Annotated in this window: 17 protein-coding genes; 14 read left to right on the top strand and 3 right to left on the bottom strand. The window is 67.4% G+C overall.

What is annotated here, in order from left to right; translation table 11 throughout:
- The first annotated feature begins 157 nt into the window (after positions 1-157).
- From TEF_20605 to TEF_20540, 14 genes are all read left to right on the top strand, one after another.
- On the top strand, positions 158-1327 hold the full coding sequence (locus tag TEF_20605; protein ANK82937.1) for an ABC transporter substrate-binding protein: 1170 nt from the start codon (positions 158-160) through the stop codon (positions 1325-1327).
- Positions 1328-1405: 78 nt separating this feature from the next.
- The gene (locus TEF_20600; protein ID ANK82936.1) at positions 1406-2329 is read left to right on the top strand and encodes an ABC transporter permease; all 924 of its coding nucleotides are present in this window, start codon (positions 1406-1408) and stop codon (positions 2327-2329) included.
- Entirely contained in the window at positions 2329-3294 is a 966-nt protein-coding gene (locus TEF_20595; GenBank protein ANK82935.1) for an ABC transporter permease, read from the top strand. The genes TEF_20600 and TEF_20595 overlap by 1 nt, the downstream gene beginning before the upstream one ends.
- Positions 3287-4042: an ABC transporter ATP-binding protein gene (locus tag TEF_20590; GenBank protein ANK82934.1), complete on the top strand. Its 756-nt coding sequence runs from the start codon at positions 3287-3289 to the stop codon at positions 4040-4042. Before TEF_20595 ends, TEF_20590 begins: the two co-directional genes overlap by 8 nt.
- Entirely contained in the window at positions 4035-4736 is a 702-nt protein-coding gene (locus tag TEF_20585) for an ABC transporter ATP-binding protein (GenBank protein ID ANK82933.1), read from the top strand. Before TEF_20590 ends, TEF_20585 begins: the two co-directional genes overlap by 8 nt.
- A 107-nt stretch (positions 4737-4843) precedes the next feature.
- Positions 4844-5896, top strand: a complete 1053-nt coding sequence (locus tag TEF_20580) for a hypothetical protein (GenBank protein ID ANK82932.1) — start codon at positions 4844-4846, stop codon at positions 5894-5896.
- Positions 5897-5979: 83 nt separating this feature from the next.
- Entirely contained in the window at positions 5980-6783 is an 804-nt protein-coding gene (locus TEF_20575; GenBank protein ID ANK82931.1) for a hypothetical protein, read from the top strand.
- Between the two features lie 9 nt (positions 6784-6792).
- Positions 6793-7590, top strand: coding sequence for a 2-(1,2-epoxy-1,2-dihydrophenyl)acetyl-CoA isomerase (locus tag TEF_20570; GenBank protein ID ANK82930.1), 798 nt, complete (start codon positions 6793-6795; stop codon positions 7588-7590).
- A gap of 3 nt (positions 7591-7593) precedes the next feature.
- Positions 7594-8046, top strand: a complete 453-nt coding sequence (locus TEF_20565) for a phenylacetic acid degradation protein PaaD (GenBank protein ID ANK82929.1) — start codon at positions 7594-7596, stop codon at positions 8044-8046.
- A 10-nt stretch (positions 8047-8056) separates the two neighbouring features.
- Entirely contained in the window at positions 8057-9364 is a 1308-nt protein-coding gene (locus TEF_20560) for a phenylacetate-CoA ligase (protein ID ANK82928.1), read from the top strand.
- Between the two features lie 13 nt (positions 9365-9377).
- On the top strand, positions 9378-10988 hold the full coding sequence (locus TEF_20555) for a hypothetical protein (GenBank protein ID ANK82927.1): 1611 nt from the start codon (positions 9378-9380) through the stop codon (positions 10986-10988).
- Positions 10985-11179, top strand: a complete 195-nt coding sequence (locus tag TEF_20550) for a DUF2783 domain-containing protein (GenBank protein ANK82926.1) — start codon at positions 10985-10987, stop codon at positions 11177-11179. Before TEF_20555 ends, TEF_20550 begins: the two co-directional genes overlap by 4 nt.
- A gap of 1 nt (position 11180) precedes the next feature.
- Complete coding sequence (locus TEF_20545; protein ID ANK82925.1) at positions 11181-11789, top strand: hypothetical protein; 609 nt, start codon at positions 11181-11183, stop codon at positions 11787-11789.
- Between the two features lie 104 nt (positions 11790-11893).
- The gene (locus TEF_20540; GenBank protein ANK82924.1) at positions 11894-14266 is read left to right on the top strand and encodes a hypothetical protein; all 2373 of its coding nucleotides are present in this window, start codon (positions 11894-11896) and stop codon (positions 14264-14266) included.
- A 25-nt stretch (positions 14267-14291) separates the two neighbouring features.
- Here TEF_20540 and TEF_20535 read toward each other — a convergent pair whose 3' ends face one another.
- Genes TEF_20535 through TEF_20525 form a run of 3 tightly spaced genes read right to left on the bottom strand, consistent with a single transcriptional unit; the run spans position 14292 to position 16485 of the window.
- Positions 14292-15284, bottom strand: coding sequence for a hypothetical protein (locus TEF_20535; protein ID ANK82923.1), 993 nt, complete (start codon positions 15282-15284; stop codon positions 14292-14294).
- A gap of 47 nt (positions 15285-15331) precedes the next feature.
- A complete protein-coding gene (locus tag TEF_20530) occupies positions 15332-15955 on the bottom strand; it encodes a hypothetical protein (protein ANK82922.1) in 624 nt (207 codons plus the stop codon).
- 26 nt (positions 15956-15981) lie between these two features.
- A complete protein-coding gene (locus tag TEF_20525; protein ID ANK82921.1) occupies positions 15982-16485 on the bottom strand; it encodes a hypothetical protein in 504 nt (167 codons plus the stop codon).
- Between the last annotated feature and the right edge of the window lie 30 nt (positions 16486-16515).

Below are 16515 nucleotides of genomic sequence, written 5' to 3'. Positions count from 1 at the left end.
TCCGGGCGCATCGGATGCATCATAATGCAGTTATCCGGGTCCGCTGCGCGGGTCCGGCAAGAGACGAGAGGGGCAGGCCGGCGTCGCATTCGTTTGCGATCCGGTCTAATCTCCCCCGTGACAGGTTGAGGCGAAAGCAATCAGGGAGGCTTCGCAAATGCTGAAGAAGACACTGACCATGGCGGCCGGGCTCGCCATGCTGGGATCGGCCGTGCAGGCCGACGACCAGTCGGTCGACATCGGCTTCGTCACCACGCTGACCGTGGGGCCGGCGGTCATCGGCCGTGACATGACCGATGCGGTCGATCTCGCCGTCGAACATCTCGGCGGCACCATGGCCGGCAAGAAGATCAACGTCATCTACGAGGATGACGGCTTCAAGCCGGAGATCGGCAAGCAGAAGACCGAGAAGCTGGTCAACTCCGACAATGTCGATTTCGTCGCCGGCTACATCTGGTCGAACGTGCTGCTGGCGTCTTACAAGTCGGTTGTCGGCAACGGCCCGTTCCTGATCTCGTCGAACGCCGGGCCGTCCCAGATCGCCGGCAAGCTCTGCCACGAGGATTTCTTCTCGACGTCCTGGCAGAACGACCAGACGCCGATGGCCATGGGCGAGGTGCTGAACCAGCGGGGCGTGAAGTCAGTCTACATCATGGCGCCGAACTACGCCGCCGGCAAGAATATGGTCGAGGGCGTGGAGCGGACCTACAAGGGCGAGATCGTCGGCAAGGACATGACCAAATGGCCGGGCCAGCTCGACTTCTCCGCCGAGCTCGCCAAGGCACGCGCCTCGGGCGCCGAGGCCGTGTTCGTCTTCTATCCGGGCAAGGCGGGCGTGCAGTTCTTCAAGCAGTACGAACAGGCCGGCCTGAAAAGCGAGATCCCGCTCTACTCGGCGTTCACCGTGGACGCCATCAGCCTGCCTCTGCTCAAGGACCTGGCGGTCGGCAGCCTGAACACCCAGAGCTGGAGCCCGGATCTGGACAACGCCACCAACAAGAAGTTCGTCGCCGACTACAAGGCGAAGACCGGCCGCTTCCCGTCCTTCTACGCCGCGCAGTCCTACGACACGATCCTGCTGATCAATTCGGCGGTCGAGGCGGTGAACGGCGACCTCTCCGACAAGGCGGGCATGCGCGCGGCGATGAAGAAGGCGGACTTCGAATCGACCCGCGGCCGCTACAGCTACGGCAACAACCACTTCCCGATCCAGAACTTTTACCTGCGGGAGGCCTACAAGAACGAGGCCGGCGAATACACCGTGAAGACGGTGCAGACCGTCTTCGAGAACCACCAGGACTCCTACGCGTCCGAGTGCGGCATGTAGCATTCCGGTCCTGAACACGACACGCGCGGCTCCGGGCGCCTGCCCGGGGCCGTCTGTGTTCACAGGCGAATTCGGACGATGAACTGGATCCTACTCGTCGAGCAGGTGCTGAACGGCGTACAGCTCGGGCTGCTGCTGTTCCTGCTGGCCGCCGGCCTGACCCTGGTCTTCGGAATCATGGACCTGGTCAACCTGGCCCATGGCTCGCTGTACATGATCGGCGCCTTCATCGCGGCGTCGCTGACCCAGCTGACGGGCTCCTTCGTGGCGGCGGCGATCCTGACCCTGCCGGCCACCATGCTGGTCGGCATGGCGGTGGAAATGCTCTGCCTGCGCACGCTCTATGACCGCGACCACCTGGATCAGGTGCTGGCCACCTTCGGCCTGATCCTGTTCGCCGACGACTTCGTCCAGCTCGTCTGGGGGCCGGCGGGCATGGACATCCGTCTGCCCGAGTTCCTGCGCACCAGCTTCGAGATCCTGCCCGGGGTGGTCTATCCGACCTACCGCGTGGCGATCATCGTCGTCGGCCTCGCCGTGGCCGCATTCCTCTACTTCCTCGTCGCCAGGACCCGCATCGGCATGCTGATCCGGGCCGGCGCCTCGAACCGCGAGATGGTCGGCGCGCTCGGCGTCAACATCCGCCTGCTGTTCACCCTGATCTTCGGTCTCGGCGCGATGATGGCGGGCCTGGCCGGACTGATGGCCGGGCCGATCCTGACGGTGCAGATCGGCATGGGCAACGACATCCTGATCCTGGCCTTCGTCGTCATCGTCATCGGCGGCATCGGCTCGATCCGCGGCGCCTTCGTGGCGGCGCTGATCGTCGGCCTGATCGACACCGTCGGCCGCGCCTTCCTGCCCGAGATACTGGGCCTGTTCGTCGGCCAGCTGGCCGCCGACACCGCCGCGCCGTCGATCTCGTCGATGATGAGTTATCTGCTGATGGCGGTGATTCTCGCCTTCCGGCCCGAGGGCCTGTTCCCGCCGAGGAGCGGCTGATGAGCCGCTACGAATGGATCGTCGGCTTCGCCGTGATGGCGGTGCTGCTGGCCCTGCCGAGCATCGCCGACATGGCGGACGAGCCCTTCTGGGTGACCCTGGTGGCGCGCACGCTGGTGGTCGGCGTCGGCGCCATCGGGCTCAATCTGGTGCTGGGCTATGGCGGCATGGTCAGCTTCGGCCACGCCGCCTATGTCGGCATCGGCGCCTATGTGGTGGGCATAGGCTTCCACCACTATTTCGAAGACGGTTACGCGTGGATGAACAATGGCTGGATCCAGCTGGTCGCCGCGCTCGGCATTTCGGGTCTGGCGGCCCTGGTGATCGGCGCCATCTGTCTGCGCACCCGCGGCGTCTACTTCATCATGATCACGCTGGCCTTCGCGCAGATGGTCTATTTCGTCTTCGTCGGCCTCGACATCTACGGCGGTGACGACGGGCTCTCGCTCTACGAGATGCCGACCTTCGGCGGCGGCGCGACGCTGGGCGACGACCGCGATCTCTACTACGTGGCCTGGGTCGCCATGGCCGGTTCGCTCTTCCTGGTGCACCGCCTGATCAACGCCCGCTTCGGCCTGGTGATCCGGGGGGCGAAGTCCAACGACCGCCGCATGAAGGCGATCGGCTTTCCGACCTACCGCTACCGGCTCACGGCCTTCGCCCTTTCGGGCATGATCTGCGGGCTGTCTGGCTTTCTGACGGCCAACCTGACCGAGTTCGTCAGCCCCGACATGATGCACTGGACCCGCTCCGGCGACCTCATCATCATGGTCGTCCTAGGCGGCATGGGGACACTGTTCGGCCCGGTCTACGGGGCGCTGGCGTTCCTGCTGGTGGAGGAACTGCTGTCGGCCTTCTTCCAGCTCTGGCGGCTGTGGTTCGGGCCGTTGCTGATCCTGGTGGTGCTGTTCGCGCGCGGCGGCATCGTGGGCCTGCTGAAGGGCCGGGTGGGACCCAATGGCTGAGCCTGTGCTGAAGATCGAGAATCTGGTCAAGCGCTTCGGCGGGCTGACCGCGACCGACCATGTCTCCATGGACATCAGCGCCGGCGAGGTGCACGCGGTCATCGGCCCGAACGGGGCGGGCAAGACCACGCTGATCGGACAGCTGACCGGCGAGATCCGGCCCGACGGCGGGCGCGTCCTCTTCGACGGCCGCGACATCACCAGCCTGCCGGTGCACCGCCGCTCCGCCATCGGCCTCGCGCGATCATTCCAGATCACCAATATCCTGGCGGATTTCACTGCGCTGGAGAACGTGGCCCTGGCGGTGCAGGCCCATGCGGGCCACAGCTTCCGCTTCTGGAAACCGGCGGCGCGCGACGAGCGGCTGACGGAACCCGCCCGCGCGGTCCTGGAGAAGGTGGGTCTGGGCCCGCGCGCCGATATTCCCGCCGCCAGCCTCGCCCATGGCGAACAGCGCCAGCTCGAGATCGCCATGGCGCTGGCCACCGAGCCCAGGGTGCTGCTGCTGGACGAGCCCATGGCCGGCATGGGACCGGAGGACAGCCAGCGCATGGTCGGGATTCTCGCCGGCCTGAAGGGCGACGTCACCATACTGCTCATCGAGCATGACATGGACGCCGTCTTCGCCCTGGCGAATCGCATCACCGTGCTGGTCTACGGCCGCGCCATCGCCACGGACGCGCCGGAAGCGATCCGCAGCAACCCGGAAGTCCGCGCCGCCTATCTGGGGGAGGACCAGGATGCTTGAGGTCGAGGGGCTGGAAACCGCCTATGGCCGCAGCCAGGTGCTCTTCGGCATGGCGCTGAAGGTCGGCGCGGGCGAGGTCGTGACCCTGATGGGCCGCAACGGCATGGGCAAGACCACGACCATCCGCTCCATCATGGGCATGACGAAGGCGCATGCCGGCTCGATCCGTTTCGAGGGCCGCGAGATCCGCGGGCTGCCGTCCTACGCCGTGGCCAAGCTGGGTCTCGGCCTAGTGCCGGAGGGACGCCAGATCTTTCCCAACCTGTCGGTGCGCGAGAATCTGGTGGCCACCGCTGGCAACAGGTCGGAGGGACCGCGGCGCTGGACCCTGGAGAACGTGCTCGAAGCCTTCCCCCGTCTCGCCGAGCGCAAACGCAACATGGGCAACCAGCTCTCGGGCGGCGAACAGCAGATGCTGGCCATCGCGCGGGCGCTGATGACCAATCCGAAGCTGTTGCTGCTCGACGAGGCCACCGAGGGGCTGGCGCCGCTGATCCGCGCGGAGATCTGGGACATTCTCGCCCGGCTCAAGGCCGAGGGGCAGGCCATCCTGGTGATCGACAAGAACATCGCCGCTCTGACGCGCCTGGCCGACCGCCATACCATCATCGAGAAGGGCGCCGTCGCCTGGTCCGGCGGATCGGCGGAACTCCGGGCCGATCCCGGGATCGTCCAGCGCTATATCGGCGTCTGACGCTCCGGCCGGCTTAAGATCGGCTTAACGGATTTTCAATGGCTGGCCCGGATAGTCGGCGGGGGGCGCGGAAGCGCCGGCATTCCGCAAGGCCGAAAGACGCCATGATGTACGAACTCGATAATCCGCAGGACGCCCGGCGGTATTCCGAAACGGCGATGCAACTGATCGAGAGCTACGACATCCACGCCACGCCGGACTATTTCCGCCTCCTCTACGACTATGCCTCCGAACGCGATCCCGTGGTCGCGAAGAAGCTGCGCGACGTCAGCGACGAGACGCCCGAAGTCTTCCGCAGAGCGGCCGAAGACCTGGTCACCAGCCACTATGGCGTCGACCGCAGCGTGCGCCTGGTGACCGAAACCGGCGACGCCATGCAGGACCAGATCCGCGAGGTCGTCCGCCAGGTCAACGACGCCGGCGACGACGTCCACGACTTCGGCGACGCCCTGGACGGCCTGGCCGACAATCTCGGCAATCTGGACGGCAGCGGCACCATGAAGACCCTGGTCTCCCAGATGATCATGGTGACCCGCCGCATGCGGGCGAAGTCGGACCAGCTGGAACAGGATCTGAAGCAGTCGGCGAACGAGATCCGGAACCTGCAGGACCGGCTGGAGGAATCGCGGCGCGAGGCCCTGACCGATCTGCTGACCGGCATCACCAACCGGGCCGGATTCGACCGGGCGCTGCGCCGCCAGACCGAGTGGGCGACGGAAGAGGGCTCGCATCTCTCTCTGGTGATGTGCGACATTGACCACTTCAAGAACTTCAACGACACCTACGGCCATCAACTCGGCGACCAGGTGCTGAAGCTCGTCGGCGGCGTGCTGCACGGCAGCCTCAAGGGCCGCGACGTGCCCTGCCGCTATGGCGGCGAGGAATTCGCGCTGATTCTGCCCGAAACGCCGGTGGACGGGGCGCAGAAGGTAGCCGACAACATCCGCAACACGATTGCCGCCAAGCGCATCGTGCGCAAGAGCACGGGTGAGACGATCTCCCGCGTGACCATGTCCTTCGGCGTCGCCGAGTACCGTCTGGGCGAAGCGCCAGCGGCGCTGGTGGGCCGCGCGGACGCCGCCCTCTACCGCGCCAAGTCCGAGGGCCGCAACCGGGTCTGCCGCGAGGAGGCCCCGGCCGCCGCCATCGCCGCCGAGTAACCGGCCGAAGCCTGCCCTGGCGTCCCCTCTTGGGGCTTTATCCCGCTCCGCCTTTGTATCATAAGGGGATGGGGAGGGTGCGCATGACTGAAGACATCCCGCTGCTGCGCGAAGACCGGGACGGCGTTGCCTGGCTGACCATGAACCGGCCGAAGGCGCTGAACGCGCTCGATCGGTCGCTCGTCGACGCCATGCACGGCGCCTTTCTGGACGTGGAGCGCGATCCGGCGGTGCGCGCGGTCGTGCTCACCGGCGCGGGCCGGGCCTTCAACGCCGGCGCGGACATGTCCCTGCTCGACGGCATCGCCGGGGCCGACGATCCCGGCGGGCGTGTCGCGACGGCGATGGAAACCTCGTTCAATCCGATGATGCGGGCGCTGTTCGCCATCTCCAAGCCGGTGATCGCCGCGGTGAACGGCCCGGCGGCGGGGGGCGGGGCCTCGATCGCGCTGGCCTGCGATATCGTCGTGGCCGCGCGCTCGGCCTATTTCCAGCTCACCTTCGGTCCGAACCTGGGCATCGTGCCCGATATCGGCGGCTCGTGGCTGTTCCCGAATACCGCAGGCCGGGCAAGGGGACTAGGCGCGGCGCTGACCGCGGACCGCATTTCCGCCCCGGACGCCGCCGCCGGCGGCCTGATCTGGCTCTGCGTGCCCGATGACCTGCTGGCTGACAAGGCCGGCGAACTGGCCGGGCGGTTCGCCAAAGGGCCGACGGTGGCCTATGGCCTGATCAAGGAGGCCTTCCGCCGCTCGCCTACCGCGGATCTGGACGAGCAGCTTGCCCTGGAGGCCCGGCTGCAGCGCCGGGCAGGCGGCACCGGGGATTTCGCCGAGGGCGTAAGCGCCTTCCTGGAAGGACGCCAACCGGCCTATCGGGGCCGCTAGGGGCACGGAATGGATCTCGACTTCGAACACATTCTCTACGAAGTGAAGGACGGCGTGGGCTGGATCACGCTGAACCGGCCCGACAGGCTGAACGCGTTCACGCCTTCCATGCCGCTGGAAATCCTGGCCGCCGTGCGGGCCGCCGGCGGCGACGCCGCCGTCCGGGCGCTCGCCATCACCGGCGCCGGGCGCGGCTTCTGCGCGGGCGCCGACCTGGCCGGCGGCGGGACGAAGCCGGCCGAGGACGACCGGGACGCGGGCCGCGTGCTGGAGATCGCCTACAACCCGATGATCAAGGCCATGCGCGACTGTCCCAAGCCCATCGTGGCGCTGGTCAACGGTCCCTGCGCCGGCGCAGGGATGAGCCTCGCGCTCGCCTGCGACATCGTCATCGCCGCGAAATCGGCGGTCTTCCTGCAGGCGTTCTGCAATATCGGCCTGGTCCCCGACGCCGGCAGCACCTGGTACCTGCCGCGCTCGGCCGGCCGGGCGCGGGCGTTGGGCATGGCGCTGCTGGGCGACAAGGTCACGGCCGAGGAGGCCGCCGACTGGGGCATGATCTGGCGTGCGGTCGATGACGACGCGCTGATGAGCGAGGGCGGCGAAGTGCTGCGCAAGCTGGCCAATGGGCCGACCCGGGGGCTGGGCCTGATCCGCCGCGCGGTGCACGAATCCTTCGAACAGGGCCTCGACCGGCAGCTCGACCTGGAACGCGACAGCCAGCGCATCGCCGGCTCCACGAAGGATTTCGCCGAAGGCGTGACCGCCTTCCTGGAGAAGCGCCCGCCGCGCTTCACCGGCGGCTGAGCCATGAGCCGTGATCTCGACCAGGTCGCCCGGGAGGCGGCCCGGCGGATGTATGCCACCGATCACGCCGCCCGGACGCTGGGCATCCACATCGTGGAGATCGGCGCGGGCCGCTCGGTGCTGCGCATGACGGTGCGGGAGACCCTGGTCAACGGCCACAACATCGGCCATGGCGGCCTGACCTTCACCCTGGCCGACACGGCCATGGCCTACGCCTCCAGCTCCTACAACCAGCGGACCGTGGCGCACACCACCCAGATCACCTTCATGGCGCCCACCTTCGCCGGCGACGTGCTGACCGCGACGGCGACCGAGACGGCGGTGCGCGGACGTTCGGGCATCTACGACGTCCGGGTCGAGAACCCGAAGGGCGAGACGGTGGCCGTCTTCCGCGGCCAGACCCAGACCATCAAGGGCAAGCTGGTCGAAGACCTGCCCGTCACCCGCGAGATCTGAGAGGAGGCCGATCTTGAGCAGCGATCCCCGCGGCGAACTGGAGCCCATCGAGACCGCGAGCCGCGACGAGCTTCACGCCCTCCAGCTGGAGCGGATGCGCTGGTCGCTCTCGCGCGCCTGGCAGAACGTCCCCCACTACCGCCGCGCCTTCGAGGCTGCGGGCGTCCACCCCGACGATCTGAAGGATCTCGCCGACCTGGCGAAATTCCCTTTCACCACCAAGACGGACCTCCGCGACAACTACCCCTTCGGCATGTTCGCCGTACCCCGGGAGCAGGTGGTGCGCATCCACGCCTCCTCCGGCACCACGGGGAAACCGACCGTGGTCGGTTACACGGAAAAGGACATCGACACCTGGTCGAACGTGATGGCGCGCTCCATCCGCGCGGCCGGCGGCCGGCCCGGCGACATCGTTCACGTGGCCTATGGCTACGGCCTGTTCACCGGCGGGCTCGGCGCCCACTACGGTGCAGAGCGGCTGGGCTGCACCGTCGTCCCCATGTCCGGGGGCCAGACCGAGAAGCAGGTCCAGCTGATCCACGACTTCGGCGCGCGCATCATCATGGTCACGCCCAGCTACATGCTGGCCATCGCCGACGAGATGAAGCGCCAGGGCCTGGATCCCAGGAAGTCGCCGCTGGAAATCGGCATCTTCGGCGCCGAGCCCTGGACCGACGAAATGCGCCGCGCGGTCGAGGGCACGCTGGACATGCAGGCGATCGACATCTTCGGCATTTCGGAGATCATCGGGCCCGGCGTCGCCCAGGAATGCATCGAGACCAAGGACGGCCTGCACATCTGGGAGGATCACTTCTACCCAGAGGTCATCGACCCGCAGACCGGCGAGGTCCTGCCCGAGGGCGAATTGGGCGAACTGGTCATCACCACGCTGACCAAGGAAGCCCTGCCCATGGTCCGCTACCGCACGCGCGACCTGACGCGGCTGAAGCCCGGCACGGCGCGCACGCACCGGCGGATCGAGAAGATCACCGGGCGCTCCGACGACATGCTGATCATCCGCGGCGTCAACCTGTTCCCGACCCAGATCGAGGAACTGCTGCTGCAGGACCGCCGCCTCAGCCCCCATTATCAGCTGGTGATCGCGCGGCCGGGCCACATGGACGAGCTGACGGTCCGCATCGAGCCCGCCGACGAGACCGCCGGCGACGCGGATGCCGTCCAGGCGGCGGCGAAGGATCTGCAGCACCGCATCAAGACCATGTGCGGCGTCTCGGCGAAGATCGACATGCGCGACGTCGGCGGCGTCGACCGCTCCATGGGCAAGGCGCAGCGCATAGTGGACAACCGTCCGAAGTAGTAGGATCGGCGCCATGCGCACCTACACCAATCCCGTCTTCGACTACGCCCGCCCGGCGGAACTGGGCGGCGAGGCGCCGCGTCGGCCCGTGGCCATCGCCGGCGGCGGGCTGGTGGGGCTGACCATGGCGCTGGACCTGGCGCAGCGGGGCGTGCCGGTGATCCTGTTCGACGAGGACGACACCGTCTCCTACGGCAGCCGCTCGGTCTGCCAGGCCAAGCGCACGCTCGAGATCTGGGACCGCCTCGGCGTCGCGGCGCCGATGATGGAAAAGGGCGTGACCTGGAACGAGGGCCATGTCTTCTACGGCGAGGAGCGCATCTACACCTTCAACCTGCAGGACCATCCGGCCGCCAGGTTCCCCGCCTTCATCAATCTGCAGCAGTACTACTGCGAGGAGTTCATGGTCCGCCGGGCCGCGGCCGAGCCGATGATCGACCTGCGCTGGCGTCACCGCGTCACCGCGCTGGAACAGGACGGGGGCGGCGCGCAACTGACCGTGGAGACGCCCGACGGAACCTTCGTCCAGCCCTGCGACTGGCTCATCGCCGCCGACGGCGTGCGCTCGACGGTGCGGCAGCTGATGGGACTGGACTTCGAAGGCCAGGTCTTCGCCGACCACTTCCTGATCGCCGACATCGTCATGGAGCGCGACTGGCCGGCGATCCGCCGCTTCTACTTCGACCCGCCCTGGGGCCCGGAGGATTCGGCGCTGATGCACAAGCAGGCCGACAATGTCTGGCGGCTGGACTTCCAGCTCGGTCCCGACATCGACCGCGACGAGGAACTGAAGGACGAGAACGTCATTCCCCGCGTCAAGCGCATGATCGGCCCCGACACGCCCTTCGAGATCGAGTGGAAGTCGATCTACACCTTCCAGTGCCGCAGCCTGGAGCGTTACCGCCACGGCCGGGTGCTGTTCATCGGCGACGCCGCGCATCAGGTCAGCCCCTTCGGCGCGCGCGGGGGGAACGGCGGGGTGCAGGACGCCGACAATCTCGGCTGGAAGCTGGCGCTGGTGATCGCCGGCGCGGCGGGCCCGGCGCTGCTCGACAGCTATGACGCCGAGCGCCGCGCGGCGGCCGCCGAGAACATCCTGAATTCCACCCGGGCGACGGACTTCATCACGCCGAAATCGCCCGCCTCGAAGGTCTACCGGGACGCGGTGCTGCAACTCGCCGGCGCATTCCCCTTCGCCCGGACCCTGGTCAATTCCGGCCGCCTCTCGCTGCCGAAGCGGCTGCTCGACAGCCCGCTGAACGGCCGGGCGGAACTGGACGGGGCGATCCGCCCCGGCGATCCGGTTCCCGCCCTGCCGGTGTGCGCGGCCGCCCGGCCCGGGGCCACGCATCTGATCGATCTGCTGGGCGGCGGCTTCGTGCTGCTGGCATTCGGCGAGGCGCCGGCGCTGGACGGGATGCCGGCGCCGGTCGAGGTCCTGCGCGTGCCCGGCGACCTCGCGGACGCCGATGGCGAGCTGGCGGCCCTCTTCGGGGCCGAAACCGGCGGCTGTGTGCTCGTCCGCCCCGACCAGCACGTGCTGGCGACCTGGCGCCGGGCATCGCCGGCGGACGTGCGCGCGGCCCTCGAACCTGTGCTCGACCCGGAGGCGAAGGCGGCATGAGCAGACTCGCACGCGAGCCCAACATCCCCGACCCGGACGGCTTCTATCAGGCGCTGATCGAGGCGGTGCAGGGCCTGTCGCCGGCGGAGGCGCTGGCCTTCTCCGCCCGGCTCAACCTGCTGCTCGCCAACCATGTCGGCGACCGCGAGGTGCTGGCCGAAGCCATTGCCGCCGCCCGGAAGCCGGACTGACATGGCCTTTCCCTCGAAACCGGAGATCGCGGCGGGCCTCGCCGGCGCGCTGATGCTGGCGAAGCTGGACCGCGGCGGCGTCGGACTGTTCGACGACACGGTGAGCGGCTTCTGGAAATCCTTCTTCGCCGCCGTGCTGCTGGCGCCCTTCTCGGCGCTGCTGCTCTGGGTCGTGCACTATTCCCGGGCGCCCGAGGGGACCGACCTGGGCGCCATCGCGGTGATCGAACTGGTCGGCTATGCCGGGGCCTGGCTGGTCTGGCCGGTCGTGGCCTTCGAACTGACGCGGCTGGCCGGCGTGCAGGAGCGCTGCCGGCGCTACATCGTCGCCTGCAACTGGTCCGAGGTCTGGATCATGGCGCTGCAATTGCCCGTGGCCGTGATCTTCGCCAGCGGTGCCCTGGGCGACGACGGCAAGGCCCTGATCTACATGGTCATGCTGATGGCAATCCTGTCCTACCGCTTCGTCATCGCCCGCGACGTGCTGGAGGTCCCGCCCGTCGTCGCCGCCGGCTTCGCCTTCGCCGACCTGATGGTCGCGGTGATCTGGCAGTTGCTGATCGACGCGCCCATCCAGCCCTATCTCGCCGCTCCCGGCGCGGGGGCGTGAGGGCCAACCTCTCCTCTGATCCCTTCAAGAATCCCGGCACGCTTAAGGCTATGCCGGTATAAATACCTCTGTCATGCGCGATGCCCAGCCAGGGAGCATGACAGATGCCGGCCATCCCGACCCCGCCGAAGCGGTCCTTCCGCACGCCCGAAGCCTTCCGCCCCGCCCACTGGGTTTCGGCGAAGACGCCGATGCGCGGGGAGGATATCGTGGGCGCGCAGCGGGCGCTGGCGGATGTGGGGCACTACCGGCCCTGGCCGGATCTGGGCTTCCAGCCGGTCGCTGAGCGCAGGCTGTTCGAGGGGCTGAAGGCGTTCCAGCGCAAGGCCGGTCTGGCGCCGGACGGCATGATGGGCCCGGCGGGCCCGACGGCGCAGGCGCTGGACGCGGCGCGGCATGCGAAGGCGACGGCCGGCGCGAAGCGGCCGGCGCGGGACCTGCTGGGCCGGGGCGCCAACCTGCCGCTTGATCTGTCGGTCGGTGAGGGCGGCGCCAACCGTGAGGCGGATGTGAAGGCGGCCAAGGCGGCGCTGGGGTTGCTGGGCTACTACCCGCCGGAGAAGGTGCGCCGGCCCGACGGCCTGACGGGCAAGGCCGACGATCATGACTTCGAGTTCGGTCTCGGTGCTTTCCAGCGCCGCTTCGGGCTGAAGACCGACCGGCGGATGGACCCCTTCGGGCCGACCCAGGCGAAGCTGGACGAGCTGCTGCAGCCGGCCCTCGACCGCGCCTTCGGCTTCGACATCGAGAACCCCGCATCCGGCCCCGCCGCAGCCGAACCGCTGCTGATCTCCGCCGACCCGGAGGCCCGCCCGCAGACCCAGGCGGCGATGCTGGAAGCGCTCCGCGCCCACGGCCTCGCCCACATGGCCGAGACCCGGCGCACCGATGCGCTCTACGGCTTCGACAGCGACAACACGCTCGACGCAGGCGGGGCAGGCGACGACCGCCTCGGGGACGAGCCGGAAGCGGCCGGACCGGCCGGCGAAGACGAAGACGCCGCCCGGCCCGAGGCGGCAGCGCACGGCGACGCGGCGAGCCCAGCACAGGGCGGCGAGGCATCCGACGAGGCCGATGGCCTCGACACGGTTCCCGGGGTCACGGGTGATCCGGACCTCGACCGTGTCCATCGCATGCTCCGAAGCACGCCCTTTGCGCGCGCCGCGGAAGACCCGGAACGCCTGAGCGAGATTACCGCTCAGGAAGAGCGGATCGTCGGATCCTTCACCACCGAGCAGATCGAGGACCGTCTGCGGCGTCTGACGCTCCACACGCGCCGCAGCGTGCAGGATCCCTTCGGACCGGACCTCGACAGCATGAAGGCTTCGGACGGGCTCGACTACCGGCGCCGCGTCCTGGCCCAGGCGGACATTCTCAAGCAGCGCTATCTCGACGCCGATCCGGACCTTTCAGCCACCGAAGCCAATCAACGGGTTCTCGCCCGCATCGGCGAAGGGATGGGGATACCCGACGAGCACGCTCGGATACTTCTCGATTTCGTGCCGATCGTCGGGGACGCGATGTCACTGGCTGAAGGCGCCGTTGCTCTCTGGCACGCAGCCAACGCCGACACGAACGATGAGCGCTACGAGCATCTCGTAGAAGCTTCCCTCGCCATGGCGGGGCTGGTGCCAGTTGTTGGAGACAGTCTCAAGTTCGCTGCCAAGGGCGCTCGTGTACGAACCGGCGGCATCCTGGCGGACACCAGGTTGCTGCGCAGCGTCCGCGAACAAGCGAGCCTCCGCGCCTATCTTCAGATGGTTCGGGATGGCGCGAAGAAGGGCGAGCCCCTGTCTATAAGGAACATGGCGAAAACCAATCCGGCGCTGGCGCGCCTGTCGCCCGACGCGATTCGCCGGCTGCAGAACATCGTCAACCCTGTCGTAGGAGAACAAGGGGAGATCTACATGCGCACGGTCCTTGAAGGGGCCGGAATGGTCGATCCAGAGAGCTGGAAGACGATCTCGCGCGTCTATGCCTTGCCAGACGGGCATCGACGCGTCTACGACGCGGTCCTGGAATTCGATGCTGAGATATTTCTTGGTGGCCTCATGGCACGCCGGGTCAAGCTCGCGAAGGCCAAGGCAAGCGAGCTGAAATCCGCAAACTCGAACAGATCGACCGCCCAAAAGCGGTTTGATTCAGAAATTGAAAAAGATGAATCGCTGGTTGCGGCAGTCGCATCGGGTAGAGGGGGTAAAAAGGCTGGTCCGAGTATTGATTCGGTTCAGATTCTCCGCGCTCCTATCAACAAAATCTCCAGAAGAGATCTGGAACAAGCGATTACCGAAAAACTCATTCACAAAGGATATTCGAGCGAGGTCATTGAGGGCGTAATCGAGGGTGTCGGCGAAATGTACAAGACCGATAACACGGTCATGGGCATGATATCGATTGGTGCAGCGGTTGGCGCGGCGATGGTAGCAGCAGAAGCGATCCGCAGTAGCGTCGATGCCAAATTCGAGGACGCCACCTGACGACGATCCCGGCGAAGCATCAGAATCAGATCTCGAAGTAGCCTGGGTCTTTCTCACTTTCGATGAGCGGACCAAAGTCGATGCCCGGATCCTTGATGCCGTAGCCGAGCGTTACCGAATGCTGCAACAGCCGGCGGGCGCGCTTCAGCGGACTCACCACACGCACCATGGCGTCGCGCCGCATGTGGCGCTGTCCCTTGTCTGTCCGGATGTAGGTCTTCCAGTCGATATTGCTGACAACGCGGAGGCGGTGCCGCGTCAATTCGTGCAGTTCGGTCTCGAAGTTCTTGCCGGTATCGGCGAAGACTTTCCCGGCCATACGTTCGATAACGCCCCAATCCTCCGCCAGGCGCGCGAACAGGAAATCGTGCGTATCCGGCATCGAACGATCTTCGAGTTGCTCTTTCCAGCGTTCCTCGTAGAACGAGTGAAACGAGGGCCATCGCGCCGTATCCGGCCAGTCGTAGTCCAGCCAGGTCCGCGTGACCACATCCGCCACGTCCTGGATGTCCCTGTTCCGCGTCAGCCAGGCGCCACTGCCGGCGTCGACTGTCGTCCGTTCCTCGTAGCAAGGGAGTGGCCGGAAGAACTCGCGTTCGAAATGCGGGCGGCGCGGCACGAACAGAAGGGCTTTCGTCTTTTCGAGAAGTCCCTTCGGGGGGCCGGGTTCGGGATACATCTTCTGGAAGCGCCGCACTTCGCTGGAACAGTAGGCATCGTAGATCGTACCTTCCAGGTGGCAGTGCGCCGTACCATAGGGAACCTTCGAACCGGGCGGCCGTTCATCGATCTTGCGGCACAATTCGTCGATTGCGGGGAAGCAGATGCCGCTGAAATCCCGAAACGAGCCGGGCTCGATGGCGAAGCCGCGGTAGAGCTTGACGTGATGGACGATGCCGTCGCCGTCGAGGCGCCAGTGCGTCTTGCCGACCCGCTTGAATCCCTTCGATTCCACCGCGTCGGCGAAACCGAGTTCGGCGATCCGCTCCCAGACCCGCTTTTCCCTTTCCGCGCCCATGGCCGCAGGATGCCAGCCGACGTCCGTTCCGGCAATGTTCGGCGCTGTCAGATCTTGTCGAGCCGCCGCGTGATGGCTTCGAGGTCGTGGAAGTCCGCGAGGATCGCCGGGTGGTCCTCGGCCATGCGGGCGAAATAGCGCGACAGCGGGTCGGCGGCCTTGCGCATCAGGCCGCGCAGGTCGTCGCGCTCGAACAGCAGGTTGCAGGCCGCGACCATCGCCCGGTCCGGATCGATCTCGCCGGCGACCGCGGGCTGCAGCCAGCGCGCCATGATGCCGGGCACGTCGACGTCCGCCTTGCCCAGCGCCTCCAGCCCCACGGCGGCGCGGTCCGCGCCCTCGCCCACGGTCTGCAGCCGCAGCGCCTCGACCGCCACGGCCCGGTCCACCGCCATGCCGGTGCCGCGGCGGACCAGCAGGCCGAGTTCGCCCATCCACGCCTTGTGTTCGGGATAGATCGCCGGGCACTTGGTCACGAGATCCTGGAGGAAGCTGTGCCAGTAGACGCCGCGCCGGAGATCCTCGTCCAGCAGGGCCCAGTGACGGCTGTCGACGCCTGTCACGCCGGTCAGCGCGCCGCTGGCCTCCAGCCGGGGCTGATCATAGCTGGCCGGCGGCAGCGGCTCGCCCAGCATCGGCCCGCAGGCCGCGAGCAACGCCATCGTCGCCATAGCGAGCGCCGCCCGTCCCGCGCCGCTCAAGCCCCGGACTCCGCGCCGCGCGTCTTCAGGATGTGGAGGCATTCCAGGGTCATGATGGTCTCGTCGGCCTGGTTCAGCGTGTCGTGGCGCATGCGGACCGTACCCCTGTCGGGCCGGGAACGCGAGGGGATGAGCTCGATCACCTCGCAGGCGACCCGGATGGTGTCGCCCGGCTTCAGCGGCTTCAGCCAGCGCAGGCCGTCGATCCCGGCGCCGCCCAGCGCCACGGGCTGGACGAGCTGCAGCCGGAAGAACAGCGCGAAGCTGAGGTTCAGCGTCTGGAAGCCGCTGCCGATCACCCCGCCGAAGGGGCCGTCCCCGGCTTCGTCGACATTGACATGGAAGGTCTGCGTGTCGAAGGCGCGGGCGAACTGCAGGATCTGCCCCTCCGTCACGGTCACGCTGTCGGTCACGAAGCGGTCGCCCACCCGGTAGTCGTCGAAATATCTGATCTGTCGGGTCAAGATTCCGCCTGCCGCTGCCCCCGTCGCGGGGGCCATGCTATAGATTCTTGGACGCCGGATCACAGG

It is taken from the genome of Rhizobiales bacterium NRL2 (genome assembly GCA_001664005.1).
GTDB lineage: Bacteria > Pseudomonadota > Alphaproteobacteria > Minwuiales > Minwuiaceae > Minwuia.
This window is presented reverse-complemented; position numbering and strand designations above follow the sequence as displayed.

Excerpts from the sequence above, each read along its gene's own strand:
- TEF_20540 (ANK82924.1), top strand. The coding sequence starts at position 11,894 with ATGCCGGCCATCCCGACCCCGCCGAAGCGGTCCTTCCGCACGCCCGAA.
- TEF_20590 (ANK82934.1), top strand. The coding sequence starts at position 3,287 with ATGGCTGAGCCTGTGCTGAAGATCGAGAATCTGGTCAAGCGCTTCGGC.
- TEF_20530 (ANK82922.1), bottom strand. The coding sequence starts at position 15,955 with ATGGCGACGATGGCGTTGCTCGCGGCCTGCGGGCCGATGCTGGGCGAG.
- TEF_20565 (ANK82929.1), top strand. The coding sequence starts at position 7,594 with ATGAGCCGTGATCTCGACCAGGTCGCCCGGGAGGCGGCCCGGCGGATG.
- TEF_20605 (ANK82937.1), top strand. The coding sequence starts at position 158 with ATGCTGAAGAAGACACTGACCATGGCGGCCGGGCTCGCCATGCTGGGA.
- TEF_20545 (ANK82925.1), top strand. The coding sequence starts at position 11,181 with ATGGCCTTTCCCTCGAAACCGGAGATCGCGGCGGGCCTCGCCGGCGCG.
- TEF_20600 (ANK82936.1), top strand. The coding sequence starts at position 1,406 with ATGAACTGGATCCTACTCGTCGAGCAGGTGCTGAACGGCGTACAGCTC.
- TEF_20575 (ANK82931.1), top strand. The coding sequence starts at position 5,980 with ATGACTGAAGACATCCCGCTGCTGCGCGAAGACCGGGACGGCGTTGCC.
- TEF_20535 (ANK82923.1), bottom strand. The coding sequence starts at position 15,284 with ATGGGCGCGGAAAGGGAAAAGCGGGTCTGGGAGCGGATCGCCGAACTC.
- TEF_20570 (ANK82930.1), top strand. The coding sequence starts at position 6,793 with ATGGATCTCGACTTCGAACACATTCTCTACGAAGTGAAGGACGGCGTG.
- TEF_20580 (ANK82932.1), top strand. The coding sequence starts at position 4,844 with ATGTACGAACTCGATAATCCGCAGGACGCCCGGCGGTATTCCGAAACG.
- TEF_20585 (ANK82933.1), top strand. The coding sequence starts at position 4,035 with ATGCTTGAGGTCGAGGGGCTGGAAACCGCCTATGGCCGCAGCCAGGTG.
- TEF_20525 (ANK82921.1), bottom strand. The coding sequence starts at position 16,485 with ATGGCCCCCGCGACGGGGGCAGCGGCAGGCGGAATCTTGACCCGACAG.
- TEF_20595 (ANK82935.1), top strand. The coding sequence starts at position 2,329 with ATGAGCCGCTACGAATGGATCGTCGGCTTCGCCGTGATGGCGGTGCTG.
- TEF_20555 (ANK82927.1), top strand. The coding sequence starts at position 9,378 with ATGCGCACCTACACCAATCCCGTCTTCGACTACGCCCGCCCGGCGGAA.
- TEF_20550 (ANK82926.1), top strand. The coding sequence starts at position 10,985 with ATGAGCAGACTCGCACGCGAGCCCAACATCCCCGACCCGGACGGCTTC.